The 15,919-nt window shown below is 69.9% G+C and carries 14 protein-coding genes; 5 read left to right on the top strand and 9 right to left on the bottom strand.

Annotated features, from left to right (window positions below; genetic code table 11):
• Window positions 1-54: 54 nt before the first annotated feature.
• On the bottom strand, window positions 55-1,290 hold the full coding sequence (locus tag ABT254_RS06700) for a GNAT family N-acetyltransferase (RefSeq protein ID WP_351464540.1): 1,236 nt from the start codon (window positions 1,288-1,290) through the stop codon (window positions 55-57).
• Between the two features lie 189 nt (window positions 1,291-1,479).
• Between ABT254_RS06700 and ABT254_RS06695 the strand changes: the two genes are divergently transcribed.
• Complete coding sequence (locus tag ABT254_RS06695) at window positions 1,480-1,725, top strand: hypothetical protein (RefSeq protein WP_351464538.1); 246 nt, start codon at window positions 1,480-1,482, stop codon at window positions 1,723-1,725.
• A 145-nt stretch (window positions 1,726-1,870) separates the two neighbouring features.
• Here the strand turns inward: ABT254_RS06695 and ABT254_RS06690 are convergent, their stop codons facing one another.
• The 3 genes from ABT254_RS06690 to ABT254_RS06680 all read right to left on the bottom strand — a co-directional run bounded on the left by ABT254_RS06690 (window position 1,871) and on the right by ABT254_RS06680 (window position 3,304).
• On the bottom strand, window positions 1,871-2,305 hold the full coding sequence (locus ABT254_RS06690) for a DUF2267 domain-containing protein (RefSeq protein ID WP_450749922.1): 435 nt from the start codon (window positions 2,303-2,305) through the stop codon (window positions 1,871-1,873).
• 69 nt (window positions 2,306-2,374) lie between these two features.
• The gene (locus ABT254_RS06685; RefSeq protein WP_351464532.1) at window positions 2,375-2,770 is read right to left on the bottom strand and encodes a DUF2267 domain-containing protein; all 396 of its coding nucleotides are present in this window, start codon (window positions 2,768-2,770) and stop codon (window positions 2,375-2,377) included.
• 102 nt (window positions 2,771-2,872) lie between these two features.
• Window positions 2,873-3,304: an Hsp20/alpha crystallin family protein gene (locus tag ABT254_RS06680; RefSeq protein WP_351464529.1), complete on the bottom strand. Its 432-nt coding sequence runs from the start codon at window positions 3,302-3,304 to the stop codon at window positions 2,873-2,875.
• 127 nt (window positions 3,305-3,431) lie between these two features.
• Between ABT254_RS06680 and ABT254_RS06675 the strand changes: the two genes are divergently transcribed.
• The gene (locus ABT254_RS06675; protein WP_351464526.1) at window positions 3,432-4,085 is read left to right on the top strand and encodes a type III effector protein; all 654 of its coding nucleotides are present in this window, start codon (window positions 3,432-3,434) and stop codon (window positions 4,083-4,085) included.
• A gap of 46 nt (window positions 4,086-4,131) precedes the next feature.
• Here the strand turns inward: ABT254_RS06675 and ABT254_RS06670 are convergent, their stop codons facing one another.
• The 5 genes from ABT254_RS06670 to ABT254_RS06650 all read right to left on the bottom strand — a co-directional run bounded on the left by ABT254_RS06670 (window position 4,132) and on the right by ABT254_RS06650 (window position 9,300).
• Window positions 4,132-4,749, bottom strand: coding sequence for a hypothetical protein (locus tag ABT254_RS06670; protein ID WP_351464523.1), 618 nt, complete (start codon window positions 4,747-4,749; stop codon window positions 4,132-4,134).
• A gap of 38 nt (window positions 4,750-4,787) precedes the next feature.
• A complete protein-coding gene (locus ABT254_RS06665) occupies window positions 4,788-5,363 on the bottom strand; it encodes a restriction endonuclease (protein ID WP_351464520.1) in 576 nt (191 codons plus the stop codon).
• Window positions 5,364-5,419: 56 nt separating this feature from the next.
• Window positions 5,420-6,232 carry a hypothetical protein gene (locus ABT254_RS06660; RefSeq protein WP_351464517.1) on the bottom strand — a complete coding sequence of 271 codons (813 nt, stop codon included), beginning with the start codon at window positions 6,230-6,232 and terminating at the stop codon, window positions 5,420-5,422.
• A gap of 154 nt (window positions 6,233-6,386) precedes the next feature.
• Window positions 6,387-7,760, bottom strand: a complete 1,374-nt coding sequence (locus ABT254_RS06655; protein WP_351464514.1) for a pentapeptide repeat-containing protein — start codon at window positions 7,758-7,760, stop codon at window positions 6,387-6,389.
• 187 nt (window positions 7,761-7,947) lie between these two features.
• Entirely contained in the window at window positions 7,948-9,300 is a 1,353-nt protein-coding gene (locus ABT254_RS06650) for a phosphoinositide-specific phospholipase C-related protein (protein ID WP_351465573.1), read from the bottom strand.
• Between the two features lie 218 nt (window positions 9,301-9,518).
• Here ABT254_RS06650 and htpG point away from each other — a divergent pair, with 218 nt between their 5' ends.
• The 3 genes from htpG to rph all read left to right on the top strand — a co-directional run bounded on the left by htpG (window position 9,519) and on the right by rph (window position 15,914).
• Window positions 9,519-11,423: a molecular chaperone HtpG gene (gene htpG, locus ABT254_RS06645; RefSeq protein WP_351464511.1), complete on the top strand. Its 1,905-nt coding sequence runs from the start codon at window positions 9,519-9,521 to the stop codon at window positions 11,421-11,423.
• Between the two features lie 147 nt (window positions 11,424-11,570).
• On the top strand, window positions 11,571-13,103 hold the full coding sequence (locus ABT254_RS06640; RefSeq protein ID WP_502971933.1) for a glycoside hydrolase family 43 protein: 1,533 nt from the start codon (window positions 11,571-11,573) through the stop codon (window positions 13,101-13,103).
• Window positions 13,104-13,316: 213 nt separating this feature from the next.
• Window positions 13,317-15,914 carry a rifamycin-inactivating phosphotransferase gene (gene rph / locus ABT254_RS06635; protein ID WP_351464509.1) on the top strand — a complete coding sequence of 866 codons (2,598 nt, stop codon included), beginning with the start codon at window positions 13,317-13,319 and terminating at the stop codon, window positions 15,912-15,914.
• Window positions 15,915-15,919 lie beyond the last annotated feature (5 nt).

Below are 15,919 nucleotides of genomic sequence, written 5' to 3'. Positions count from 1 at the left end.
TAGGGCACCTCGATCGTCACGCGACCCATCTGGGAAGTGACTTCGGAACTGCGGTCAGAACCAGTGCAGGCAGTGCGGGGAGCGCTCGCCGCGGAAGAGCGCGTCGGCAAGGGCGGCCGCGCCCGGCCGGTGGGCCCGGACGTGCCCGGCACGCACGAGCGTGCTCGGGGCCGTACCGCCGAGGTAGATCGAGCCGAGGTCGCTCACGTCCAGGGACAGGTCGGGCTCCCGGTCCGTCGGGACGCATTCGGCCTTGCTGTCCCGCACCGTCAGCAGGTAGCGGCCGTGTTCGCCCAGGAACGGGTCGTCGACGTCGAGGACGAGTTCGCCGTCCATGACCCAACCGCGCGTGGTCAGCGCACGCGGGACGTCCAGCAGCCGCACCCAGAGCCAGTCCGTGTCACCGCTCACCTCGCCGGCGCGGAAGTCCGCGAGCTGCCAGCGCAGCGGACTGCCGGGCGGGATGTGCTTGAACACCACCTGACGGACCAGGTCGTGTCCGAGTACGAACCGGGCCAGGGCGGTGAAGACGGCGTCGTCGCCGGCGATGGTCTCGTCGACCGTCAAAACGTCGCCGTCGCCGACCGCGTAGCTGGCGTACCCGTCCGGGACACCGTGGGCGTCACGGTGGACGGCCACATGGCGCGACGTCGGAGCGATGGGAGGCTGCCCCGCGCCGGAGGTCCACCAGCGGTGCGGCCTGGACAGCGCACCGGGCTGCGCGCGGCGGTAGCGGTCGTAGACCTCTTCCAGGATCTCCCCGCACTCGGCACGCCGCAGCAGCTCGACCGAGCCGGTGTCCCAACCGGTCGCCGGGGCCTCGGCCGTTGTGTGCGCCCGGGGGAGGGCGAGGGCGGCCTGGTGGCGCGGCACCGTCAGCCGCTGTGTGTAGGTCGCCGGCCCGTAGCCGAACCTGCGGTAGATCACGGCCTCGGAGGCCAGCAGTACGGAGAGGAACTCCCCTCGGGCCCGCACTTCGGTGAGCTGGTGCCGCATCATCGCGGTGAGCACGCCCTGGCGCCGGTGCGAGGGCAGGACGCCGACGGCGGTCACCCCGGTGGCCGGGACGACGGTCTCACCGGGCAGCGTGAGCTCGAAGGAGTACGCACCGGCGGTGCCGACGGGCCGCCCGTCCGCCGTCACGGCCATCAGGTTGCGGTCCATTTCGAGCGCCGCCCACCACACCCCGCCGCCGCCCTCGGCCGGGGTTTCCGGGAAGCGCCCGAACGCGGCATGCATGGTGTCGACGAAGACTTTGAAGTCCTGGTCGGTCGTGGAACGGATCTCCATTGCTGCCGCCGCCTCCCCGCGATTCCGGCACCACGAACCCGCGGTGCCCCGCCACAGTGCAGCGTCGAGGCGTGTCTCGGTCAAACGAATTACGGCCGGGCTCTGGATGCGGACCCGGCCGCTGTCCGGTTTGCCGCCGGACCGGACGGGAACTCCGGGGCGGGGAAAGCAGGTGACGGAGGAGTACCCATGTCCTCGCGCCGCGACGACCCGCACGGGCGGGCCCTGCTGACCGACGCGCTGCGGAACAAGGGGGTCGCCTTCACACGGGAGGAACGGGAGCGGCACGGCCTGGTGGGCGCGCTCCCGCCGGGTGTGCTCTCCCTGGAGCAACAGGCCCGCCGAGCCTGGGAGCAGGTGCGGGCCCAGCCGGACGACCTGGCCAAGAACGTGCGGTCCGAACCGGGCGATGTCGCCGAGGAGTTCGGCGCCTGAGGGCGCGTGCGGGTAGCGGTGTTCTGCTTGCGGTCCTCGGAGCGGTGGGCAGGATGCCGGTGGCCGGACGCCCTGCGCGGTCCTCGCAGCCCGCGCACGCGTCACGGTCACCGGCATGCTGGGGCGCCGGACAGACGCGGCCCGGCTATGCGGCTTGGGTGAGTTCGGCGCGGCCGAACAGCAGCGCGTAGCCGGAGGGCAGCTGGCTCAGGATGCGGGTGATGAGGTCGGATCCGGCGTAGGCCGCGACGGCGGAGAAGACGGATCCGGTGTCCCAGCGGGTGGTGGCGAGGGAAGCCCCGGTGCGGGCGGCGAGGTCCTTGACGAAGGCCCAGCCGGTCAGCGGCTGGGTGTCGGGGATCTGGGCGGTGAGGATGCGTGCGGCTTCGAGGGGCAGGCGGGCGGCGAGTTCGACGCGCTCGTCGCCGGTCAGTTGGCGTCCCAGCCCGGCGAGGACGAGGCGGACGGCCTGCTCGGCCTTCTCGCGGGTGGGATAGGCGCCGTCGTAGCGGACCTTTTCCAGCATCTGTTCGTACGCCCCTCCATAGGGCTGCTGGAACGGTGCGCTGTGGTCGGACATCACTGCGGTGGTTGCCTTTCTGCCAACGGGGTCATGGTGACGGGTGCATGGTCACCGGTGGGTGGGTGGTCAGGTGGGCTGAACGCGGCCGAAGAGCAGGTCGTAACCCGCGGGGAGTTGCAGCAGGATCTCTTTGAGGAGGTCGTCGCCGGCGGCGTCGGCGGCCGTGGACAGGACGGCGCTGACGTCCCAGGCTGCGGTCTGTTCGGTCGCCCCTTCGATCCAGGCCGCGGTCGCGCGCACGAACCGCTCCGGGGACAGCGGTTCGGCGCTCTGCAGCGGGTTGAGCAGGATCAGGGCGAAATCCTCCGGCAGACGCGCCGCCAGCCGGGCGCGTACCTCGCCGACCAGGTGTGCGCCCAGCAGGGCGAGCACCACGCGGGCCGCACGGTCCGCTTCCTGCAGGGTGGCGTACTCGCCTCGTTCCTTCACATGGTTGAGGAACGCCTCGCGTCGCACAGTCACGGTGGCCGCCACCCTTCCTCGGTCCGCGGGGAACGAAGGACAGGCCCCGGGGGGAGATCAGGTACCTGTCCTCCGCCGTTGTTCGGTCTGCGGCTGTCCGGCTCAGCCGGAGATCTCCTTGCGGTCGGACCCGACACCGATGGTGATCTTGCGGGGCTTGGCGCGCTCGGCGATCGGGATGCGCAGAGTGAGCACGCCTGCCTCGTAGTCGGCCTGGATGTGCTCGGTGTCCAGCGTGTCGGCCAGCACGAGCTGGCGCGAGAAGACGCCGAGGGGCCGCTCGGACAGCTCCATCTGCACGTCGTCGGCCTTCGCCACGGGCCGGCGCTCGGCCTTCACGGTCAGCATGTTCCGTTCGACGTCGATGTCGATCGCGTCCGCGCTGACGCCGGGGATGTCGAAGGCCACCACGTACTCGTCGCCCTCGCGGTAGGCGTCCATCGGCATCGGGGACGGCCGGGACCACGTGCCCGGGCCCATCAGCTGCTGCGCCAGCCGGTCCAGCTCACGGAAGGGGTCAGTGCGCATCAACATCGAAAACACCTCCAGGAAGGTTCGGGCAGTTGCTGCCAATGCGCCTCACTGAAAACGTTGTACCATGTCATCCAATGGATGACAAGCGAGGCGTCGTCCAAAGGATGACATACCTGAGGAGGTGCTCATGACCCCGGCTGACCAGCCGAAATCGTCCAGCATCGGCGCACCAGGGCCGACGTCGTTCCTTGCCGCCGCGGCAGCTCTGCACGCCATAGACGACGCCCTGCAGGCCGCTCGGCACGAGGACCGCGACACCGCCGACGCCCATGAGGTCGCCCCGGAGAAGGCCCTCGCCTCCCTGCTGCTGCTGCGGCAGGTACGCGAGCAGCTCGCCGAATGGGAAACCGGCCTGATCGAAACCGCCCGGCAGGCGGGTGCCAGCTGGGCCGACCTCGCCCACCCGCTCGGTGTCTCCAGCCGCCAGGCCGCCGAACGCCGCTATCTGCGCGGCCGGCCCGGCCCCGCGGGCACCACCGGCGAACAACGCGTCCAGGCCACCCGCGAGCGCCGCGCCGCCGAACGCACCACCGCCGCCTGGGCCCGCCGCAACGCAGCCGACCTGCGCCGCATCGCCGGCCAGATCAGCGCCCTCACCGACCTGCCCACCGCGGCCCGCGACCCGCTCAGCGAGCTGCACGCGGCCCTCGCCCACGACGACCCCGCCGTCCTCATCCACCCCCTCAACGCCACCCGCCCCCACCTCACCCCCGGCCACCCCGACCTCGCCGCCCAGCTCGATGCCCTGACGAACTCGGCGACGAACGCGGCGGCCCCCTAGCTCGGACAGGTGTGCGCGAACTGAACTCCCGCCAGCCGCCGCGCCCTCAGATGCGGGCGAAGACGTTGACCACCACTCCGATGTAGAGAATGACGAGGATGGTCCAGAAGGTGTAGACGAGGGCGGGATACCGGATGTAGAGAGGTATCCGGATGGTCGGGTAACGCTTGCGCAGTTCACGTGGGGTCGGCGTACCTCCGAACTGCTGAGGAAGAGCCGCCTTACGCCACACCTCGTCGAGTTCGGCCTCACGCCACTGGCGGGGATTGAGCATGACGGCGGCGCGGTCGTCGCCCACGACGAGCACCGCGCCGGCGATGCCGCTGGAGTTGACATGCGTACGGGCCACGAAGCCGGGCCCATCGATGACGGTCAGCCTGCGTGCCCAGTTGCGTACCAGGACGACACCGCCCACGAGTGCCACATGCGTGTTCACGGTGTGCAGGACCGCATAGGCCACGTACCACAGGAAGGGGAGCGCGACGAGGGTGATGGCCGCGGGTACCGCCATCGGCCCGAGCCCCTCACTGGTGCCGCGCCCGCCCGCGAGCAGACGCGTCATGCTTATGGCCGGCACGATGACCGCCGGGACGATGGCCAGTGCCACGCGCCCGAACCGGCTCTTGTCCGGGGATACGGACAGCTCTGTACGGCGGTCACTCACTACTGCGCTCCTTCGGTGGCACCCGACGTTTTGCCCTGTCAGTCGTGGGCGCTGTTGCGGTTCGTGCCCGGCCTGCCGGTCACCGGGACCAGCAGCGCACTCAACGGCCTGCCCTGCATCCAGGACTCGAGCCGGTCGACGTCGATCAGCGTCAAGCGACGGCGAGCGGCGGTCCTGTGTTCACCCTTGGAGAGCGGTCCCAGGACGACACAGATCGTCACCTCGGCACCATGGATTGCGCGAGCGGCCTCGTCGAACCTTCGGAGACTGTGGGCGTCCACAGAGCTGTCCCCGCACTCTCGTTGCCAACTCAAGGCAGCCTTCCGCCCGTCCGGCAGACAGCAGGTCAGCCGGCCGCCCAGGTGGTCGCCCGTGACCCGCTGCACGTCGGTGCAGCCGTCGCGGCGGCACAGAGCAGCGATGTATTCCTCGAACTCGGAGGGGCTCATCGCGAACACCGGCTCCGGGAGCCGCTCGTACCGCTCGAACCGCTTGATCCGCGCCTGCAAACGAGCCGTCAGGTGAGGGTCCTCATCGCTTTCGTCGGAAGCGAGGTAGCGGAACACGGCCACGATCAAGCCAAAGCCCAACGCCAGCACCACCAGCGTCTCCATGCGCGATGTTCCCCTCCGCGGCAGCCGGAGCAAGATCTCCAGCGATCTCCTGGTTTCTAGGCGGAGAGAGGGAAGTCCTTGCGCTTGATCTTGGCGCGGCGACCGTCCGGGTGGTGGAAGACGATGCCCTCGGCCAGGGCGCCGGGAACGAAGCGGCTCTCCAGTTCGGCGAGGAAGTCACGAAGGCCGAGGTAGTCGCGCGGCACACCCTGATAGACCGGCACCTCCAGGTTGAACGGCACGCACCGGTGGTCGTCCAGCCGCAGGGGGTTGCCCTGGATGCGCGGGCCGAGCGCTTCGCAGGAGTGCTCGCCGTCCGGCCAGGCCGTGACATCGGTGTTGCGGGCGGCGGCGAGGATCCACTTGTCCTCGGCGGCATCCTCGACGGTGTCGACGTACCAGCCGTCCTTGATCCCCTGCTGCTTCTGCAGCTTGCTCGGGTTGCGCCGCTTCTCCACCCGTACCAGCCGGCCCGCCCGGACCGTGAGGCGGACGTTGGTCCCGTCCAGCTTCTCCGTCGGAGTCCCCTCGCCGTCGAACACCCAAGCGCACTCCGCGCGCGGCCGGTTGACGACCCGGAAGTCGCCGTCTCGCTCGAACAGCGTGGGGATCTTCTCCATGACCTGCATGCCCTTTCTGACGTGGCCGATCAGTTCCTCGTGGGTGATGGCACCGGACGCCAGGCCGCCGGCCAGTGCGCGGACCAGGTCCGCGACCGAGACCTCGGCCTCGACGGCGACCCTCTTGAGCGCCTTCTTCTCCTCGGGCGAGATCCAGGCGACCAGCCGGGACCAGCCTTCGGGCGGCGTCCATCGCGCAAGCCGCTCCGGATTCTTCCGCGGTCGACCGCGTCCTTTGCGCTCCTCCATGCGCTGAACCCTAGGTCTGCATTTAACGGTGTGTCAATTGGCATAACAGAAAATGGGAGACGGGACCTTCGGGAGGTCCGACTGATGCGCCGGCGCCGCGGCGGGACCACCGGCGGGTGGAGCTTCGTCCGGCCTGTGCGGTGGCGGACGGACGCTAGTTCCTGCTCAGCGTCCGGGTCACCCCCGCCACCACGGCGGTCGTCAGGACCCAGCCGATCGCGATGAGGGCGTACGCCAGACCCTGCACACCGCCCTGTGCCCAGTGCCAGTGGTCGCGTTGGCCGAGTCCGCCGATCGGCACCAGCAGGTCGAGGGTGTAGGCGACCGGGTTGAACGGCGTGTCCTCGCCCTTCGTGTTCGCCACGGGGTCGTGCGCCGCGAACACGAGCGAGCCGATCAGTGTGAGCAGCGCCAGCCAGATCCCGGCGATCCACGGGCGGTAGCCGTATCCGACCGTGGAGTCGAGGAGCCAGCCCCACGCTCGGCCCGCCGGGCCCAGCGTCGCCCTGCGGCTCCGCTCCCGCACGAGCAGCACCCGTCGTGCCTCGTCCTCGTGCCCGCATCTGCGGTAGTGGGAGGCGAGTTGCTCGTACGGCTGCGGGACGTAGACGGGCTGGTGGCGCAGCCACGCCAGCCGGTTCTCGAGGTCCTCGCGCCGCGTGGGCGCCGTATCGCCGAGCCAGCCGTACGTCAGACCGTCCAGGCCCAGCGTCTTCGGCCAGGTCGAGGGGTCGTCCTGGATGCGGTCCGCGTGCGCGGTGCGCAGGTTCACGCCTCCCGCCGGCCGGTACCTGAAGCGCAGGTCGAGCGCGCCTGCCTGCATCCCCACGCACATCAACGACGTCCCGGAGCCGAGCAGTTCGGCATCGTCGAAGGTCAGCAGGTCCTCTATCCGTACGCTGCGCAGCCGCACCCTGCCGTCGGTCGTGAAACCCCGTGACAGGCGCACGGTCGACGCCTTGAGCATGTCCCCTTGGAAGGCGTACGCGTCCGGCGCGCCCACCGTGATCCGTGCCCCGCGCATCCACAGCCCGCCCGGCAACTCGGCCCCGGGAAAGCAGACTTCGCCCTCGGCGACGAACCCGTCCTCGCAGAACACGCCGCCCCGCATCACCAGACCCCCGGCATCCACCGCCATCCGGCCCGGCGCGATCAGCCGCGCCCCGTCGAGCCGCAGCGCCCCCGCGATGTCCGCGTGCACGAGTTCCAGAGCGTGCTGCCCGTCCCCGCCGATGACCGAGCGGCGCAGGTCGAGCCGTCCGCCGAACTGTGCCGTCGGCGCCCGGAAGCCTGGCAGTGTGCAGTCGACGACGCTCACTCCGAGCGTCGTCGCCCCCTCCAGGCTGATGGCCTCGTCGAACCGGCACGCCTCGAACCGCAGGGACCGCCTGATCTCCGCTCCGTCCAGCAGCAACGCCCCGGTGATGTGGGCACCGCGCAGGATGTACGGCTCGGCGCCCGCGGCCTCGTCGAGGACCTCCCGTCTGACGCGTTCCGCTTCGACCGTCCGGTCGGGCTCAGGCGACACGGGCGGTGCCGAAATCGGTCCAGGCGCAGGCCTCGTGTCCGAACCACGCGCGGGGGGCGTCCGTGTCGTGCGGTCGGCTTGCGGTGGTCATCGGGCTCCAGGCGGTCCGTCCGGCAGGGTGCACTCTCTGCTGGAGACAGTGCCTAGGACCGCAGCATTCCACACCGCCTCCGCAACCGGACGGCGGTCACTGCCCCGGCGCGAGGATGTAGGTGTTGAGGCTGCCCACCGTGGTGAGCGGGCTCGGGGAACCGAGGTCGTAGCGGTCCACGGCAAGGTAGTTGGGCTTCTTGCGGGCTGCGGGTGTGCAGAAGTTCTGGGCCCGGTTGAGGAGTTTGCCGTTGTCGGTCTGCGCGGTGGAGCCCATGGTGTAGTCGCGGAAGTGGTTCATCACGAACAGCGGGTGGAAGGCCGGCGAGTCCGTGGTGAGGGGGCGGGTGTCCCAGCGGCTGTAGCAGGACCAGTCCGAGGCGCCGATGCCGCCGCCCATGGACCAGTAGTTCTCCACGGTCCACTCGCGCTGGTACATCACCCCGAAGGTGTCGCGGGTGCTCCAGCCGCTGGCGGTGTCGCTCGCCCGGGTCCGGTCGCTGAAGATCAGCAGCTGCTTGCCGCGGGCGGCGAGGTCGGCCATGGTCGGCCAGCCCTTGGTGGCCACGCCCTCCTGGTCGGGCCGGTACAGCACGTCGGAGAGGCCGCTGACGGAGCCGAGGGAGGACTTCAGCACGTCGGAGGAGGCGTAGTCCTCCAGGAAGACCGTGGCGAACTGGCCGGGGTGGGCCTTGAGGAAGTCGACGATGCGCTGCAGGTCGGTGGCGAGCGGGACGGGGCTGCTGACGCCGTCGCAGCTGTTGTGGCAGAGGACGGCCCGCCCGCCCGCGGTGTAGTCGTCGAGCATGAAGCCGCGTACCCCGTCGGCCAGTTGCCTGCTGATGCCGTAGTTCTGGTTGGGGAACCAGCTGACCGGCCACGTGGCGAAGTTGCCGTCGGCGCCGTTGGCGAAGGCGTTGTGCGCGGTCAGGAAGGTGACCTGGTCCAGGGTGCGGGTGTCGGCTGAGGGCATCGCCGACGTCGCATAGCCGACCGGGGTGAGGTACCAGCGGGCGAGGTCGCCGGCCGATCCGAGTCGTACGGCTGCGGCGTCGGAGGCGGAGCCGGTGAGGTACTGCGAGGTGCCGGGGACGGTGACGGTGTACGTGCTGTCGGTGCCGGAGGTGATCGTCCAGGTCGTGCCGTCCGCGCCGCAGGTCGTGGTGACCGCGGAGGTTCCGCTGCGGCCGAGGCAGGTGCCGGACTCGTCGGCGTTGCGCAGCTGGTAGCCGCCGCCGACCGCGACCGGGGTCCACTGCTGGTGGTCCTCGTTGCCCTTGGGATTGTGCGCGGCAACGGTGCCGCCGGCGTCGGCGGCGTTGCGGCCGGTGGTGTAGTTCTGCAGGTAGATCGAGGACGCGGGCACCGCCGCCGAGGCCGCTGCGGGCAGCAGGGCGGGCGTGGACAGGGCGAGGGCGGCGGAACAGCACAGGACGCGCAGGGGGCGCAGGCGCACGGGGGGGGGTTCCCTTCACTCCGGCACGGGCGTGCCGACGATGACCGAGACATGACATATCCGGTGACACGTGCGCTACGCCAGATGCTGCGGTCGAATTACTGTCGGCATGCGGGCCATTGACCGCCTGTCCCCCCGTTCGCCGCCTGCCATGTTTTACAGTGAATCTCACCTGACCTGGCACTTTAGGGACCTGCGAGGACACACGAGCCATGCCGACCGAAACGTTTGAGTTCCAAGTAGAGGCCCGTCAGCTGCTCCAGCTGATGATCCACTCGGTCTACTCGAACAAGGACGTCTTCCTGCGGGAACTCGTCTCCAACGCCTCCGACGCGCTCGACAAGCTGCGTCTGGAGGCGCTGCGGGACGACAGCCTCGACGTCGACACCTCCGACCTGCACATCGAGATCGAAGTCGATCCGGACGCCCGTACCCTCACCGTGCGGGACAACGGCATCGGGATGTCGTACGACGAGGTCGGCAACCTCATCGGCACCATCGCCAACTCCGGGACGGCCGCCTTCCTCAAGGAGCTGAAGGAGGCCCAGGACGCCGCCGGGGCCGAGGGGCTCATCGGACAGTTCGGCGTCGGCTTCTACTCCGGTTTCATGGTCGCCGACGAGATGACCCTGGTGACCCGGCGCGCCGGGGAGGCCGGCGGCACCCGCTGGTCCTCACGCGGCGAGGGCACCTACACCCTGGAGAACGTCGACGACGCACCGCAGGGAACCGCCGTCACGCTCCACCTCAAGCCGGCCGACTCCGAGAACCAGCTGCACGACTACACCTCCACCTGGAAGATCAAGGAGATCGTCAAGCGGTACTCCGACTTCATCACCTGGCCGATCCGGCTGGTCCCGCAGCCGGGCGGCGACGGCGAGGACAAGCCCGAGCCCGAGACGCTGAACTCGATGAAGGCCCTGTGGGCCCGCTCGCGCGACGAGGTCTCCGACGACGAGTACCACGAGCTGTACAAGCACGTCAGCCACGACTGGCGCGACCCCCTGGAGACCATCCGCCTGCAGGCCGAGGGCACCTTCGAATACCAGGCCCTGCTCTTCCTGCCCGCGCACGCCCCGCACGACCTGTTCACCCGGGACTTCCGGCGCGGCCTCCAGCTCTACGTCAAGCGTGTGCTGATCATGGACGACTGCGAGGCGCTGCTGCCGCCGTACCTCCGCTTCGTCAAGGGTGTCGTCGACGCGCAGGACCTCTCGCTCAACGTCTCCCGCGAGATCCTCCAGCAGGACCGGCACATCCGGATGATCCAGCGCCGGCTGACCAAGAAGGTCCTGTCGTCGGTCAAGGAGATGAAGGCCAAGGACCCCGACAAGTACACGGCGTTCTGGCGGGAGTTCGGCGCCGTACTGAAGGAGGGGCTGTTCGGCGACCCCGACAACCGCGACGCCCTGCTCGCCGTCGCGTCCTTCGCCAGCACGCACTCCGAGGACGAGGCGACCACCCTCCAGCAGTACGTGGAGCGGATGAAGGACGGCCAGAACGACATCTACTACATGACCGGCGAGTCCCGGCAGAGCCTGGAGAACTCGCCGCACATCGAGGCGTTCCGGGCGCGCGGCGTGGAGGTCCTGCTGCTCACCGACCCCGTCGACGAGGTGTGGGTCGATGCCGTGGGCGAGTTCGAGGGCAAGGCGCTGCGGTCCGTAGCCAAGGGCGAGATCGACCTCGACGTCCAGGGCGACGAACAGGCCGAGGCCGAGCGGGAGAAGCAGACGGAGGCCTACGCCGGTCTGCTGGGCTGGCTGAAGGAGCAGCTGGCCGAGGAGGTGAAGGACGTCCGCCTGTCGACGCGTCTGACCGTCTCCCCGGCCTGTGTCGTCTCCGACGCCCACGACCTGACCCCGGCGCTGGAGAACATGTACCGCGCCATGGGCCAGGAGGTCCCGCCCACCAAGCGGATCCTCGAACTCAACGCCGCGCATCCGCTCGTGCGGGGCCTGAACCAGGCGTACCAGGAGCGCGAGGACCGCACCGAACTCGTGGAGACGGCCGAGCTGTTGCACGGTCTCGCCGTGCTCGCGGAGGGCGGCCAGCCCAAGGAGCCCGCGCGTTTCGTGAAGCTGGTCGCGGAGCGGCTGGAGCGCGGTCTCCACTGACGGGGAGCCTCTCGAGCAGGCACTCGGCACAACCGGCCCGTGCCGAGTGCCTGCTGCGAAACAGCGCAGGTCACCCTCAACCAGACCGTGCCGGCCTACTCGATCGTGGTCGTACAACTGCACCACAACTGAAAGGATTCGATCAGGGTGTCGAGCAGGTCCGAAATACGCACCGCCACCGTCAACAACCCAGTCATCCCCGGCTTTCACCCCGATCCGAGCATCTGCCGGGTGGGCGAGGACTACTACCTCGCCTGCTCCAGCTTCGAGTACTTCCCCGGCGTGCCCCTCTTCCACAGCCGGGACCTGGTGCACTGGACCCAGATCGGCAACGTGCTGGACCGGCCCGGCCAACTGCGCCTGCCGCCGGACTCGCGCTCCTCGGGCGGGATCTACGCGCCCACCCTGCGCCACCACGACGGCCGGTTCTGGCTGATCGTCACCAACGTCAGCGGCGACGGCAATCTGCTCGTCACGGCGACCGACCCGGCGGGCCCCTGGTCCGATCCGGTCCTGCTGCCCGAAGTCCCCGGCATCGACCCGGACCTCGCCTGGGACGAGGACGGCACCTGCTGGTGCACGGTGGCCGGGGTGTCGCAGGTCCGCCTCGACCCGTACACCGGGGAGACCTTCGGGCCCGCACGCAAACTCTGGTCCGGGATGCCGGGCGCCAAGGCCCCCGAGGCACCGCACCTGTACCGGATCGGCGACTACTGGTACCTGCTCATCGCCGAGGGCGGCACCGAGCGCTGCCACGGCGTCTCCATCGCCCGCGCCCGCACGCCCGACGGCCCGTTCGAGCCGTGCCCGGCCAACCCGATTCTCACCCACCGCGGCACCGACCATCCCATCCAGAACACCGGCCACGCCGACCTCGTCCAGGCACCCGACGGCTCCTGGTGGATGGTGCTCCTCGGAGTACGGCCGGGCGGCGGCACCCCGGGCTGGCACGTGCTGGGCCGCGAGACGTTCCTGGCGCCCGTGACCTGGGCGGACGACTGGCCGGTCGTCGGTGAACTGTCCCTCGACGCGCCCGCGCCCCCGTGGCCGCTTCAGCCCGGCCCCGTCACGCCGGTCCGCGACGACTTCGACCTGACCCAACTGGCCCCGCGCTGGGTCTCACTGCGACGTCGCCCCGCGGAGGACTGCACCACCGAGGCACGGCCCGGCTGGCTGACCCTGCGCGCCCGCGGAGCCTCGCTCGACGACACCGACGTGACGTTCGTCGGCCGACGGCAGCAGCACCTGTCCTGTCGGGTGCGGACCCTGATCGACGTGGGGGAGGGGTGCGGCGGTCTGGCCGTACGCCTCGACGAGCAGCACCACTACGACATCGAGGCGGCGTCCGGCGAGGTTCAAGTACGCGCACGCATCGGCCCGTTGAGCACCATCGTGGCCTCCCGACCCGTACCGCCCGGACCTGTGGTCCTCCGTGTCGAGGTCGCCGCCGTCGAGACGTTGAGCGACGCACGCACCGGCCCCGACATCGTCTCGCTGGGGATCGAGGAACCGGACGGCACCTTCGCCGAACTCGCCTCACTCGACGGCAGATACCTGTCCACCGAGGTCGCCGGCGGCTTCACCGGCCGCGTCCTCGGAATGTACGCCTCAACCGGCACCGTGCACTTCGACTGGTTCGACTACGAGCCGCTCGCCGCACCAGCACGTCGACCGGGCTGATCGCCGCCGCATGCACGAAGAATGCCGCCTCACGCGAAGGACCCGAGCAGCGGCGAAGAGTCCCTGGGGGTGGCGGGCCAAAAAGCAAAGGCAAGGAGAGACCTCTCCTTGCCACTCTCAACGTATAGCGCACTGGGGGGCTTGCCGCAAGGCCCCGGTCGCCGTGCAGAATCGTCGGCCGGTGCCACAACCTGCGGAAACGGGGAGCAATCAGTGACCGAGCAGTACGTGCTGGACCTGCAAGACGTCGACGAGACGGGTGTCGCGGTCGTCGGCGGCAAGGGCGCGCACTTGGGCGGGCTGTCGCGGATCGAAGGCATCCACGTACCGGGTGGGTTCTGTGTGACGACCCACGCCTTCCGACGGATCCTGGCTCAGGCGCCGTCGATCGACGAGCGGCTCGACGAGCTCTCGCGCACCAACCCGGACGACCGGGAGGCGATCCGCACGCTCAGCGCGCGGATCCGCCGGACCATCGAAGAGACTGCCGTCCCCGCCGATCTCGTAGCGGCGATCACCCGCGCGCTCGGCCGGTTCGGCGAGCAGGCCGCCTACGCCGTCCGGTCCAGTGCGACGGCGGAGGACCTGCCGACGGCCTCGTTCGCCGGCCAGCAGGACACCTACCTCAACGTCGTGGGGCCCTCGGCGATCCTGCGGCACATCAGCCGGTGCTGGGCCTCGCTGTTCACCGAGCGGGCCGTGACCTACCGTCAGCGCAACGGCATCGACCACCGCACGGTCCACATGGCCGTGGTCGTGCAGCGGATGGTCTTCCCGCATGCGGCCGGCATCCTGTTCACGGCGGACCCGGTCACGGGCAACCGGAAGGTCGCCACCGTGGACGCCGGCTTCGGCCTCGGGGAGGCGCTGGTCTCCGGCCTGGTGAACCCGGACGTCTTCAAGGTGCGAGACGGCGAAGTCGTCGCCAGGACGATCGCCGTGAAACAGCGCGCCGTTCAGGCCCTGTCGGCCGGCGGCACGCAGGAAGTGACGATCGACTCGCAGCGCCAGGAGCAGCCGGCCCTGACGGATGCGCAGGCCGTGCAACTCGTGCGGCTCGGACGGCGGATCGAGGCGCACTTCGGCCGCCCGCAGGACATCGAGTGGTGCCTGGTCGAGGACGGCTTCCAGATCGTTCAGAGCCGGCCGATCACCACGCTGTTCCCCGTCCCCGAGCGCGACGACGAGGAGAATCACGTCTACCTCTCCGTCGGCCATCAGCAGATGATGACCGACCCCATGAAGCCCCTGGGCATCTCCGTGTGGCAGCTGACAGCCATGGCACCGATGCACGAGGCCGGCGGGAGGCTGTTCGTCGACGCCACCCGTCGCCTGGCCTCGCCCGCGAGCCGCAGGGCTCTCCTGGACCTTGTCGGCAGAGGTGACCCGCTGATCAGGGACGCCCTCGAAACCGTCCTGGAGCGGGGCGATTTCATCCCGTCCCTCCCGGACGCGGGCCCCGTCGGGCCGCCGGCCGGCGGTGCCTCCGCCCCGACCGAGGCCGATCCGGCCATCGTCGGCGAGCTGATCGAGCGCAGCCGGGCGTCCATCGCCGCCCTGGAACGCGACATCCGTACCAGGTCCGGAGCGGCGCTGTTCGACTTCCTGCTGGAGGCCTTCGAGGAGCACAAGCGGGTCCTCAGCGATCCGCTGAGCATGCAGGCGATCATGGCGGGCATGGAGGCCACGTGGTGGCTCAACGACAAGCTGGAGGAATGGCTGGGCGAGAAGAACGCGGCCGACACCCTCACGCTGTCCGCCCCTGACAACGTCACCTCGGAGATGGGACTGGCGCTGCTGGACGTCGCCGACGTGATCCGCCCGTATCCGGAGGTGGTGGCGTTCCTGCAGGGCGTCGAGGACGAGGGATTCCTGGACGAACTGGGGAAGCTCACGGGCGGGGCCGAAGCCCGCGAGGCCATCGAGGCCTACCTCGACCGGTACGGCATGCGCTGCGTCGGCGAGATCGACATCACCAGGCCGCGTTGGCGCGAGCGCCCCAGCACTCTGGTGCCCGTGATCCTCGACAACGTCAGGAACTTCGAACCGGGCGCCGCCGCGCGGCGCTTCGAGCAGGGGCGGCAGAAGGCACAGCAGAAGGAACAGGACGTGCTGTCACGCCTGCGGGACCTGCCGGACGGGGACCGGAAGGCCGACGCGACCAAGCGGATGATCGACCAGGTCAGAGCCTTCATCGGATACCGGGAGTACCCGAAGTACGGCATCATCAGCCGCTACTTCGTCTACAAGCGGGCCCTGCTGGCGGAGGCCGAGCGGCTCGTGCGGGCGGGCGTGCTCCCCGAGCAGGAGGACGTCTTCTACCTCACGTTCCAGGAACTCCACGACGTCGTGCGCTCCCACCAGGTGGATGACCGGCTCATCCAGCAGCGCAAGGAGGCGTTCCGGTCCTACCAGGCGCTCACACCGCCGCGCGTGCTCACCTCGGACGGCGAGGCCGTCAACGGGGCCTACCGGCGCGGCGACGTACCGGACGGCGCCCTGATCGGCCTGCCGGTGTCCGCCGGGACCGTCGAGGGAAGGGCCCGCGTCATCCTGGACATGGCGCAGGCCGAGCTCGAAGCGGGAGACATCCTGGTCACGCCCTTCACGGACCCCAGCTGGTCACCGCTGTTCGTGGGAATCGCGGGCCTGGTGACGGAGGTGGGCGGCCTGATGACCCATGGCGCGGTGATCGCCCGGGAGTACGGCCTGCCGGCTGTCGTAGGTGTGGAGCAGGCCACCCGGCTGATCCGGGACGGGCAGCGGATCCGCGTGCACGGAACCGACGGGTACATCGAGATCCTGTCCTGATGTCC

The organism is Streptomyces sp. NPDC001137, assembly GCF_040298885.1.
Lineage (GTDB): Bacteria > Actinomycetota > Actinomycetes > Streptomycetales > Streptomycetaceae > Streptomyces.
This window is presented reverse-complemented; position numbering and strand designations above follow the sequence as displayed.